At 73.9% G+C, this 11,478-nt stretch carries 10 protein-coding genes; 1 reads left to right on the top strand and 9 read right to left on the bottom strand.

Annotated elements, in window-relative coordinates; genetic code table 11:
• The coding region (locus CG736_RS28875) for an LCP family protein (protein WP_100589084.1) at positions 1–1,252 on the top strand (1,252 nt) is incomplete at its 5' end.
• Between the two features lie 70 nt (positions 1,253–1,322).
• Here the strand turns inward: CG736_RS28875 and CG736_RS28870 are convergent.
• From CG736_RS28870 to CG736_RS28830, 9 genes are all read right to left on the bottom strand, one after another.
• A complete protein-coding gene (locus CG736_RS28870; RefSeq protein ID WP_100589083.1) occupies positions 1,323–2,141 on the bottom strand; it encodes an HAD family hydrolase in 819 nt (272 codons plus the stop codon).
• Positions 2,142–2,218: 77 nt separating this feature from the next.
• Positions 2,219–3,496: a serine--tRNA ligase gene (gene serS / locus CG736_RS28865; RefSeq protein WP_100589082.1), complete on the bottom strand. Its 1,278-nt coding sequence runs from the start codon at positions 3,494–3,496 to the stop codon at positions 2,219–2,221.
• Between the two features lie 655 nt (positions 3,497–4,151).
• The gene (gene pheA, locus CG736_RS28860) at positions 4,152–5,087 is read right to left on the bottom strand and encodes a prephenate dehydratase (RefSeq protein WP_100589081.1); all 936 of its coding nucleotides are present in this window, start codon (positions 5,085–5,087) and stop codon (positions 4,152–4,154) included.
• 135 nt (positions 5,088–5,222) lie between these two features.
• Positions 5,223–6,437, bottom strand: coding sequence for an iron uptake transporter deferrochelatase/peroxidase subunit (gene efeB / locus CG736_RS28855; RefSeq protein ID WP_232734246.1), 1,215 nt, complete (start codon positions 6,435–6,437; stop codon positions 5,223–5,225).
• Entirely contained in the window at positions 6,434–8,488 is a 2,055-nt protein-coding gene (locus CG736_RS28850) for a FixH family protein (RefSeq protein WP_100589079.1), read from the bottom strand. The genes efeB and CG736_RS28850 overlap by 4 nt, the downstream gene beginning before the upstream one ends.
• Before the next feature lie 9 nt (positions 8,489–8,497).
• Positions 8,498–8,974: a copper chaperone PCu(A)C gene (locus CG736_RS28845; protein WP_100589078.1), complete on the bottom strand. Its 477-nt coding sequence runs from the start codon at positions 8,972–8,974 to the stop codon at positions 8,498–8,500.
• Positions 8,971–9,654 (bottom strand): SCO family protein, encoded by a 684-nt coding sequence (locus tag CG736_RS28840; RefSeq protein ID WP_100589077.1) that lies wholly within the window; start codon positions 9,652–9,654, stop codon positions 8,971–8,973. The genes CG736_RS28845 and CG736_RS28840 overlap by 4 nt, the downstream gene beginning before the upstream one ends.
• 109 nt (positions 9,655–9,763) lie before the next feature.
• Complete coding sequence (locus tag CG736_RS28835; RefSeq protein ID WP_100589076.1) at positions 9,764–10,480, bottom strand: YcnI family protein; 717 nt, start codon at positions 10,478–10,480, stop codon at positions 9,764–9,766.
• Between the two features lie 150 nt (positions 10,481–10,630).
• Positions 10,631–11,452 carry a hypothetical protein gene (locus CG736_RS28830; protein ID WP_232734245.1) on the bottom strand — a complete coding sequence of 274 codons (822 nt, stop codon included), beginning with the start codon at positions 11,450–11,452 and terminating at the stop codon, positions 10,631–10,633.
• Positions 11,453–11,478 lie beyond the last annotated feature (26 nt).

Raw genomic sequence — 11,478 nt, 5'->3', positions numbered from 1 at the left:
CGAGGAGGGCGGCGCCCGCTCCGACACCACGATCCTGTTGCACGTCTACGCCGACCACAAGCACGCCGTCGGCGTCTCGTTCCCCCGCGACGCACTGGTCAACGTGCCCAAGTGCATGCTGCCGAACAAGAACTGGACCAAGCCGCAGACGAACGTGATGTTCAACAGCGCCTTCTCGGTCGGCAACAGCGAGCAGGGCAACCCGGCCTGCACCCAGAACACCGTCGAAGCGCTGACCGGCCTGCGCGTCGACCACACCATCGTGGTCAACTTCGAGGGCTTCGCCGCGATGACCAAGGCCGTCGGCGGCGTCGAGGTCTGCCTGCCGAACGCGATATACGAGAAGGACCTCAACCCCAACCTGCCCAAGAAGGGCAAGGAGATATACCCGAAGGGCGTGCAGACCGTCGAGGGCCAGGCCGCCCTCGACTACGTCCGACTGCGGCACGGCATCGGCGACAACTCCGACGTCGGCCGGATGCAGCGCCAGCAGGCGTTCCTGTCCTCGCTGATCAAGTCGGTCAAGAGCAAGGGCATGAGCCCCACCAACCTGCTTCCGCTGGCCGACGCCGCCACCAAGGCGCTCACCGTCGACCCCGACCTGGCCGGCGTCGACAAGCTGCTCAACCTCGGGACGTCGCTCAAGGACATCGACCTGCACGACATCAAGTTCCTCACCACCCCCTGGCACTACGAGAAGGAACGGATCGGCCTGAACCACCCCCAGGTCGACCAGCTGTGGGCCGCCCTCAAGGCCGACCGCACCCTCGACGGCGAGGACGCCAGCGGCGGCGAGCAGAGCCCCGCCCCGAGCGAGCCGGCCGCCCCGCCCTCCAGCGCCCCGCCGGCCCCGCCCGCCAACGGTGCCGGCATCAAGGTCGGCGTCTACAACGGCACCACCACCGCCGGCCTCGGCACCAAGGCGGCCACGACGTTGAAGGGCGCGAACTTCACCGTCACCAGCACCAGCAACGCCAGCAACCAGAACCACGCCACCACCGTGGTCCAGTACGGCAGCGGCCAGAAGGCCAACGCGCAGGCCGTCGCCGCGCTGTTCCCCGGCGCCACCATCGAGGCCAGCTCCACCGCCGGCATCGCGCTGGTGCTCGGCAAGGACTACGCGGCCGGCGCCGGCGCGGGCACCGCGACCAGCGGCGGCGCCGCCGACCCGGGCCCGGTGGCCTCCAGCGTCGCCAACTCCGCCCGCTCGGCGGACGACGACGTCTGCTCCAACGTCAGCTACGGCAGCTGACCGGCCCCAGCACGCACGAAAGCGCCACCGGCCCCGGGCCGGTGGCGCTTTCGTGCGTCTGTCGCGCGGATCAGCCGCCGAGGCCGAACACCCGGTCCAGCACCACGGCGACGCCGTCCTCGTCGTTGGAGACCGTCACCTCGTCGGCCACCGCCCGCAGCTGCTCGTGCGCGTTGCCCATCGCCACCGCGTGGCCGGCCCACCGGAACATCGGTATGTCGTTGGGCATGTCGCCGAACGCGATGGTCTCGGCGGCGCGGACGCCCAGCCGACGCGCGGCCAGCGACAGGCCGGTGGCCTTGGTCAGGCCCAGCGGCAGCAGCTCGACGATGCCGTCGCCGGCCATCACCACGCCGACCAGCTGACCGGCCACCGACCATGCCGCCTCGGCGAGTTGATCGTCCGTCAGCTCCGGGTGCTGGATGTACAGCTTGCTGACCGGCGCGGCCAGCAGCTGCTCCGCGGCGACCTGGCGGACCGGCAGCCCGGTGGCGATCCGCAGCCGGTAGCCCGGCCCGGCCACCACCTCGCCGTCCAGGCCGTCCTGGTTGGCGGCGATCGCCAGCGGGCCCACCTCGGCCTCGATCTTGGCGAGCGCCAGCGCGGCCAGCTGCCGGTCCAGGGTGACCGAGGTGAGCAGCTTGTGCGCCCCCGCGTCGTAGACCTGGGCGCCCTGCCCGCAGACGGCGATGCCGGTGTAGCCGATCTCGTCCAGCACCGGCCTGGTCCAGCCCGCCGAGCGGCCGGTGACGATGATGTGCTGCGCCCCGAGCGCCGTGACGGCGCCCAGGGCCTCCCGGGTGCGGGCGGAGACGTTCTCGGCGCTGGTGAGCAGCGTCCCGTCGAGATCGGTGGCGACCAGCCGGTAGGGCAGGGCGTCGGTGCTCATGCGCGAAGTGCTCCAGATGCTCCGGGAACGACGGGTTGCGGCGGTACGAGGAGTACGGCCGGTGCCGGCGGTCGGTTCTACTCGGCCGCGGGCTCCAGCACGGCCTTCCCGCCGAGGAAGGGGCGCAGGGCCTCGGGCAGGACCACCGAGCCGTCGGCCTGCTGGTGGTTCTCCAGCAGCGCGACGATCACCCGGGGGACGGCGACCAGGGTGCCGTTGAGGGTGGCGAGCGGACGGACGCCGTCCTTGTCGCGCATCCGGATGGAGAGCCGGCGGGCCTGGTACTCGGTGGTGTTGGAGGTCGAGGTGACCTCGCGGTACTTGCCCTGGGTGGGGATCCACGCCTCGATGTCGAACTTGCGGGCGGCGGACGCGCCGAGGTCGCCGGAGGCGACGTCGATCACCCGGTAGGGCAGCTCCAGCGCGTTCAGGAAGTCCTTCTCCCATTGGAGCAGGCGGCGGTGCTCGGCCTCGGCGTCCTCGGGCGTGGTGTAGACGAACATCTCCACCTTCTCGAACTGGTGGACGCGGATGATGCCGCGGGTGTCCTTGCCGTAGGTGCCCGCCTCGCGGCGGAAGCAGGACGAGAAGCCGGCGTAGCGCAGCGGCAGCTTGTCGGCGTCCAGGATCTCGTCCATGTGGTAGGCGGCCAGCGGGACTTCGCTGGTGCCGACCAGGTACCGGTCGTCGTCCTGGAGGTAGTACACGTTCTCGGCGGCCTGGCCGAGGAAGCCGGTGCCGTCCATCGCGGCGGGGCGGACCAGCGCCGGGGTGATCATCGGCGTGAAGCCGGCCGCGGAGGCCTGCGCCATCGCCATGTTGACCAGGGCCAGCTCCAGCAGCGCGCCCGGGCCGGTCAGGTAGTAGGAGCGGGCGCCGGCCACCTTCGCGCCGCGCTCGGTGTCGATCGCGCCGAGCAGCTGGCCGAGTTCGACGTGGTCGCGGGGCTCGAAGCCCTCGGCGGCGAAGTCGCGGGGGGTGCCGATCTCCTCAAGGGTGACGAAGTCCTCCTCGCCGCCGACCGGGGCGGCCGGGTCGATCAGGTTCGCCAGCGAGCGCTGCAGGCGCTCGGCCTCCTCCTTCGCCTCGCTCTGCGCGGCGTCGGCGGCCTTCACCTCGGCGGCCAGTTCCTTGGTGCGGGCCAGCAGCGCGGCCTTCTCCTCGCCCTTGGCGGCGGCGACCTGCTTGCCCAGCTGCTTCTGCTCGCTGCGCAGTTCGTCGAATCGGGTGCCGGCCGCGCGGCGGCGTTCGTCGGCGGAGAGCAGGGCGTCGACCAGGTCGACGTCCTCACCACGGGAGCGCTGCGAGGTACGTACGCGGTCCGGGTCGTCACGGAGCAGGCGAAGGTCGATCACGGATCAAGCCTACCGGTGGCAGGGTGGTCCGGTTCCGGCCAGTGCACGGCTTGGGCGGGTATGTCGCGCTCTGTCCGGAAATCTGGCATCCTGTGCCCGGCCATCGGCGCGGGGGTGTGGGAAAGCGCTCCGGGGTTGGGGATAACTCCCGCCTTCCTGTGGATAACCCCGGTGGACAACTCTGTCGGGGCTCAGTTATCCACAGGTGCGCGTCCAAGCCTGTGGACAGGGGAAAACCCATGGTCCGTAGGCTGTCGAACCGATGATTTCAGGTTTCAAACCTCGATACGGCTTCCCGAGTGAGGGAATTCGCTCGCTCGCACAGGTGATTTGTCGGCGCAGGGGTGACTCTGGTCCGATTAGTCCTCCCTATGCCCCTAGCTGATGATCTGACCGGAGCTGCGGGTGTCTTTACCGGTTTGTCGACTCCGGCCCTCCCTGTGGATAACTTCGCCGAACCTGGGGACAACGGCCCCTGTGGATGCCGGCCGCCGCCCTGTGGATGAACCAGCCGGTTCCCGGAGGCCCCGGAGCGCCGCCGATGAACGCCGGTCGGCCGGGCAGGTGACGTTCGGGCGTGTCGGAAATGAACGGAACAGGGTCCGGTGGGACCCCGTTCCGGCCGGAAACGCGTTCTTGCGCGGCGGCGCCGGCGTCAGAGTTCGCCGCGGCCGTCCAGGCAGCGCGACAGCCAGTCCGCGGCGTCCGTGAAATCCAGGTCCGAGGTGCCCTGCCGGAGCGGGAAAGCGGTGCCCCGGTCGGCCCGCGGGTACGAGCCGAGGAAGCGCACCTGCGGGCACATCCGCTTCAGGCCCATCAGTGCCTCGCTGACCCGCCGCTCGCTCAGGTGCCCCTCGCAGTCGATCAGGAAGCAGTAGCTGCCCATGCCCTCGCCGGTCGGCCGGGACTCGATCCGCATCAGGTTGATCCCGCGCACCGCGAACTCCTGCAGCAGCTCCAGCAGCGCACCGGGGTGGTCGTCCGGCAGCCAGACCACCATCGAGGTCTTGTCCCAGCCGGTCGCCGAGGACACCCGCCCCGGCCGGCCCACCAGCACGAACCGGGTGGTCGGCGCCGCCGCGTCCTGGATCTCGTCCGACAGCACCCGCAGCCCGTACAGCTCGGCGGCGAACGCGCCCGCCACCGCCGCGTCGTAGCGGCCGTCCTGGACCAGCCGGGCACCCTCGGCGTTGGACGCCGCCGACTCCCACTGCGCGTCCGGCAGGTTCGCGGCCAGCCAGTGCCGCACCTGCGGCTGCGCCACCGGGTGGCCGGTGACGGTCTTCACGTCGCCCAGCGCGGTGTCCGGGCGGACCAGCAGCGCGAACGAGATCGGCAGCAGCACCTCGCGGTAGATCATCAGCGCGCTGCCGTTGATCAGCTCGTCGCTGGTGGTGGTGACCGCGCCGTCCACCGAGTTCTCGATCGCCACCATCGCGCCCGCGGCCTCGCCCGCCCGCACCGCGTCCAGCGCCGCCGCCACCGACGCCACCGGCGTCAGCTCCCGCGTCCCCGCCTCCGGCAGGGTGCGCAGCGCCGCCTCCGTGAAGGTGCCCGCGGGACCGAGATAGGTGTAACGGGTCGCCGACATGACCGCCTCCGAACGAACAGCGTGATGCGAACCGCGTGGGGCCCGCAGGGCTCGATCTGCCACCTTAGCCACTTCCGGAGCCCCGCCGTGCCGCTGTCCGTCCGGCGGGCAGCGGCCTCGAACGGCCGTGCGGCGTCAGCCCTCCAGCAGCGGCTGCCCCACGTACCCGCCCTCGGGCGCGCCCGGCGGCACCGCGAACAGCGCGCCCGCCTCGTGCCGCAGGAACCGCGACAGGCCGTCGCCGCGCGCCAGCCGCTGCTGCACCGGGACGAACCCGCGCGCCGGGTCGGCCTGGAACGCGGCGAACAGCAGGCCCGCGTCGGGAGCGCCGTCGGCCAGCAGGCCGTCGTGGAAGGAGAACCCGCGGCGCAGCATCGCCGCCCCGCCGTTGGAGGCGGGCGCGGTCACCCGGACGTGCGCGTCCGGGGCGATCGCCAGGGTGCCGTCCGGGGCGGTCGCCGCCAGGTCGACGGGGGTGCGCTCGCCCGCGTCCGGGCCGCCCGACAGCGGGGCGCCGTCGCTCTTGCGGCGGCCCACCAGCCGTTCCTGACGGTCCGTCGGCAGCGACTCCCAGTCGTCCAGCAGCATCCGGATCCGGCGCAGCACCGCGTAGCTGCCGCCGGCCATCCAGCCGGGGCCGGTGGCGAACACCTTCGCGGCGAAGTCGGGGTCCTGCGGGCGCGGGTTGTTGGTGCCGTCGACCTGGCCCATCAGGTTGCGGCCGGTCATCGGCCGCGCCGTCGCGCCGGGCGTGCGGGAGAAGCCCGCCATCTGCCAGCGCGGCGCGGCCGTCCCCGCCGCCAGCCGGCGCAGCACCCGCAGCGCGTGCACCGCGACCAGCGCGTCGTCCGCGCCGATCTGCACCCACAGGTCGCCGTCCGAACGGGCCGGGTCGAGCGCGTCCCCGGGGAACGCGGGCAGCGCGGCCAGCGCGGGCGGGCGGCGGTCGGCCAGGCCCAGCTTGTCGAACAGGCCCGCGCCGAAGCCGAAGGTGACGGTCAGCGAGTTCGGGCCGGCGTCCAGCGCGATCCCGCCGCCGCCGTCCCCGCCCGGCTCACCGGCGGCCATCCGGGCGGCGGCCGCCGACCAGTCCCGCAGCAGCCCCGCCGCGCGGTCCCGCCCCGTCCCGGGCAGCAGGTCGAACGCCGCCCACTCCACCCGGGCCTGCGCGGGCTCCACGATGCCGCCCTGCCGGGGCCCGTGGAACGCCACCCGGGCACTCCCGGGCGACGGCCTGGTCTCCCGTGCCGAGGCCCGACCGCCCCACGCCCCGCCGACGGCGCCCACGGCCAGCCCGGCCCCGGCGCCGCCGAGCACCGCGCGCCGGGAGACCGCCGGTATCCCCGTCACTGGCCGACCTTCAACTGCTGGGTGGCCGTCACCTGGTCGAAATCGGACGAGCGGACGGTCACCGAGACCACCCACACGCCGGCCAGCGGCAGCTGCGCGGTGCCGCTCCAGGCGCCGGTGCCCTGGGCCTGGAGGGTGACGGGCAGCGGGCCCAGGTCGCGGTCGGGCAGGGTGAACGCCAGCTGCACCTCGGGGACCTCGACCGGCTGCCCGGCCGCGTCGGTGAGCTTCAGGCCGACCGCGTTCGGGCCGGTGCCGACCGGGTTCACGGTGACCACGGCGGTGCCCTTGGCGTTCGGGGTGCGGCCGCCGGTGTCGTACGGCAGCTTCAACTCCTGCGTCCGGCCGGGCACCGCGGACGCCCCCGCCGCCGGGGCCGCGCCCGCTGCGCCGGGCTGCGCGGCGATCGCCTGCGCGACCCGCCCGGGCGGGGAGTTGGTGAGCATCGTGGTGACCACCAGGACCAGCACGGCGACGCTCGTCTCGACCAGCACGCTGCGCCGCAGCCCGGCCCGCACGGGCGAGCCCTCGGCGGTGCGCCGCTGGTGCGCCTTGGCCCGCACCGCCTGCTGGCGGGCCAACTGCGCGGCGCGCTCGGGATCGGCGTCGTCGCCGGCGCCCGCGTCCCCGCCGGCCTCCTCGCCCGCGGCGACGGCGAGCGCGGGGACGGCCGCCGGGGCGGTGGCCGTCGCGTCGGCGGTGCGCAGCCGGGCGGTCCAGGCGCGGGAGATCCAGGCGACGCCGAGCATCGCCGCCACGCAGCCGACCTTGATCAGCAGCAGCCGTCCGTACTCGGTGTCGACCAGCGCGCCCCAGCTGCCCAGGCCCCGCCAGGACTGGTACAGGCCGGTGCCGGCGAGCACCGCGACCAGCCAGAACGCCAGCTTGGAGAAGCGTTCGACGGCGGCGCCGGGCAGGCCGTGGCGCAGGCCGGTGACCAGCACGGCGAGACCGCCGAGCCAGCCGGCCATGGCGAGCAGGTGCAGCGCGGCCAGCGGCAGCGCCAGCGGAACCTGGATGCCGACCGAGGAGTGGTCGGCCCCGACCCAGGTCGCCGACAGCGCGAGGGCCAGCGCGAGCCCGGCCAGGCCCAGCCCGAGCCGGGTGTCGCGCTGCGGGCGCTCGGCGGCGGCCCGCTCCAGCCGGCGCAGCTCCGCCTCCTCCTGGTCGATCCCCGCGTCGTCCGGGTCGGGGGTCGGCACGGCCGGCTTCGGCTGCAGCCCCAACTGGCCGACCAGCAGCGACAGGAAGACACCGGCGGCGGCGAGCAGCAGCAGCCGGGCGGCGAGCGCGGTGCCGATCCGCTCGTCCAGGGTGGCGCGCACCAGCGACAGGTCGAAGGCCTGGCCGAGGCCGGTGCCGCGCTCGTACGGGCCGCGCAGCAGCAGCACCGCGACGGTGGACAGCAGCAGAGCGACCCAGCCGGTCATCAGCAGCCGCTGCACGCCGCGCACGGCCGCGCCGGCGGGCCACACCACGACGACGAACGCGGCGGCGCCGGCCAGCAGCGCGAACGCGCCGTACGCGACGGTGCGGGCGGTGCCGTAGGCGAACGAGACCGCGCCGTCGGCCTTGGCGCCCTGGACGGCGGCGGCGTTCACGCTGGTGTCGGAGGCTTCGCCGATGGAGAAGGTGAACGCGCCGCCGATCGGGTGGGAGTCCTCCGAGACGGCCCGCCACGCCACCGTGTAGGTGCCGTTGCCGAGGCCCTGGCGGAGCGACACCCGGGCGGTGGCGGCCTTGCCGTCCACGTGCTCCGGCTTGCCGTCGTCGACGGCGGCGCCCCGCGGGTCGAGCACCCGCACCGAGTCCGCGGACAGCGACACGCCCTCGCTGAAGCTCAGGGTGACCGCGGCGGGCGCCGTCGGCACCACCGAGCCCTGTGCCGGGTCGGTGCTCTCCAGGGTGGCGTGCGCCGATGCCGCGGTCGCCCCGCCGAGCACCAGGGCGAGTGCCGCCACCAGCACCGCCAGCAGGGCGCCCAGCCGCCGCCGCTTCACCACCGTGATCACCTGTGCGCCTCTTCTCGTCGCCGCGCCGTCTGCTGTCATCGCCGGGACCTAGCTTCCCGGACGGTACGTCAACGGCTTCACCGGAACCTTGACCACGACGGTGCCCGCCTTGGCGAACTCCAGGTCCAGTTCCAGTTCGTCGCCGAGGGCCGGCTGCTTCGACCAGTCCGTGATCATCAGGTGGTTGCCGCCGCGGGCCAGGTCCAGCGTGCCGTGCGCGGGCACCTCCAGCTCGCCGACCTCCTCCATGCTCTTCTCGGTGGAGCGGTGCATGGTCACCGACCCGGCACTCGGGCTGCTCACCTTCAGCAGCCGGTCCGAGCCGCCGTCGTTGCGCACCGTCAGGTAGCCCGCGCCCATGCCGCCGGGGGTGGCGGGCAGCGGTATGTACGGGTCGGCCACCGACAGCTTCGGCGCGGCGGAGGAGCTGCCCGAGGACTGGCAGGCCACCACCACGGTGCCCGCCGCCAGCGCGGTCGCCAGGCCGGCCCCGATCAGCGCGCTGCGCCGGAATCCGCGGCTCACACCGCCACCCCCTTGGCGAGCAGCTCCAGGTCGTGCCGGTAGGTCTCCACCGTGGTGCCGGCCATGTACAGCAGGTGCGCCTTGTCGTCGGTCGGCAGGAACGCCAGCACCTGCGCGCCGTGCGTGGAGGTCACCGAGCCGTTCGCGGCGACCACCGGGTCCTCGACCATGATGCCCAGCGGCTTGGCGGCGGCCTTCACCTTCGCCAGGTCGCCGGTCAGCCCGACGAAGTCCTTGCCCATCGAGTCCAGCCAGGTCCGCAGCACCTGCGGGGTGTCGCGCTCCGGGTCGGTGGAGACGAACACGATGTCGAGCTTCTGCCGCTCCTCCGGCGTCAGCTTGGACATCGCCACGCCGATGTCGCCCATGGTGGTCGGGCAGACGTCCGGGCAGCTGGTGTAGCCGAAGAACAGCAGCACGGTCCGGCCGGCGGTGCGGGCCTTCAGGTCGTACGGCCGGCCGCCGGTGTCGTTCAGCACCAGGTCCGGCTTGTCGAAGTGCTTGCTGAGCACCGTGCCCTGGTACTGGCTGGTCGAGGCCTGCTTGCTGACCTTCGCCGCCCCGCTGGTCTCCCCGCCGCCCGAGGAGGACGAGGAGCAGGCGGACAGCGCGAGCGACGCGCCGAGGACGAGGGCGGCGGCCGTCAGGAGCCGGGGGCGGGTGCTGCGGAGGGATGCCAAGGGACTTTCCGTTCCGTACAGGAGGGCGGTGCGGGAGGACAGTGCGGGAGGGCGGTGCGGGACAGCGGATGCCGGGCGGGGCCGCGGGTGCGGCCCCGCCCGACGGGGGTCAGTTCGCGGAGCGGCGGCGCAGCCCGGCCACGCCGAGCGCCGCGCCGATCACGCCGACCACGATGCCGACCACGCCCAGGGTGCGGGCGGTGGAGTCGGAGGACTTCGCGGCGGGCGCGGCCTCCTGCTTCGCGGAGGTGTCCGCCGAGTGGTGGTCACCGGCCGCAGCGTCGGCCTTGATCAGGCTGAGCACCGGGGCGGGCTTGGCCGGCTCCGGCTGCCCGTCCTTGCTCTCCTCGATCCAGCGGACCACGTCGCCGTTGTCGTAGGTCTGCAGCGCCTTGAAGGTCAGCTTGTCGGTGTCGGTGGGCAGCGCGCCCAGCGAGACCTTGAACTCCTCGAACTGCCCGGGGGCGATCTTGGTGCCCGCGTCCGCGGTCCAGGTGATCTTGGAGACGGCCTCGGTGATCTGCTGGCCGTGCGAGTCCAGCGGCTTGTCGAGCTTCGACTTCTCCAGGGTGGCGGTCCACCCCGGCAGCGGCTGGGTGCGCACCGACGCCATCGGGTGGTCCAGCGGCAGGCTGACCTCCAGCTTCACGGTGGAGGCGGTGTCGCTCTCGTTCGGAACCCGGAACGCCACGGCGGTGTAGCCGCCCTGCTGGGCGCTGCCCGGCTGGACGGAGACGTGCGCGAAGGCGGGGACGGCGGACGCCAGCAGGGCACCGGCCGCCACCACGAGCGTGCCGACGGAACGACGGACGGAAAGCGAACGCATCAGGGGACTCCTGAGGGAAGAGGCCGCGCGACAGCGCGAGCCACGTGGGGATGACGGGGGAAGTGGGAGCCTCGGCCGAGCCGCAATACGACGCGGACCCGGCGGAAGACAGCGGTGCGCGCCCGAACCCCCGACCCCTCCGGGCCCGGTTCAGCGCGCGAACGCCACCGCGGGCGGTCCCCTGCGCAGCACGCTGTGCCGCAGCACGGCCGCCACCGGCAGCCGCCAGTCCTCCGGCCGCCCGCCCCGGCGCACCGGCGCCCGGCGCGATTCACCCAGCAGCAGCGCCGCCAGCAGCGCCACCGCCGTCCGCAGCGGCGCCGCCCACTCCCGGGCGGTCAGCGCCGCCGCCCGCACCAGCTGCCACAGCGCGGCCTCGCCGCGCCGCAGCCACCAGCCCGCGACCACGGCCGCCGCCAGGTGGGCCAGCGCCATGCCGGGCGTCAGCCCCAGCCAGCCCGTCGCGTGCGGCATCGCCGCCGCGTACGCCTGCGGGTCCAGGCCCGCGGCGCTCACCACCTGGTCGGGCGTGGTGCCCAGCGGAACGACCGTCAGGCCGTCGCCGGGGGTGTCGTTGCACAGCAGCCGGCCCGCCACGGACATCACGCCGTCCGGCCCGCCGTTTCCGGCCATCGGCGAGGAAGCCATCGCCATGCCGCCGCCCATGCCGTCACCGAAGCGGTGGAACAACAGGTGCAGGCCCAGCTGCCCGGCGCCCAGCGCCGCCGCGATCGCCCCCAGCGAGCGCTCCCGCCCGCCGAGCAGCGCCGCCGCCGCGCACACCGCGGCGAAACCCGCCGCCAGCGTGTCCGGCGCCACCGCGCCGCCCGCCCGGGCGTGCCCGAAGGCCGCCACCAGCGTGCACACCAGCGCGAACGGCACCGCGCGCAGCACCCGCAGATCCCAGGCGGCAGCCGAGGCCCGCGCGGGCACGGCGGCGCCCCGGCGGGCGGCGGCGGTGGGGTCAGTCATGGCCGAGCCATCATCTCACCGCCTAC

Origin of the sequence: Kitasatospora sp. CB02891 (genome assembly GCF_002803145.1) — a bacterium.
Taxonomy (GTDB): domain Bacteria; phylum Actinomycetota; class Actinomycetes; order Streptomycetales; family Streptomycetaceae; genus Kitasatospora; species Kitasatospora griseola.
The sequence above is the reverse complement of the archived record's forward strand: the minus strand, read 5'-3'. Positions and strand labels throughout refer to the sequence as shown.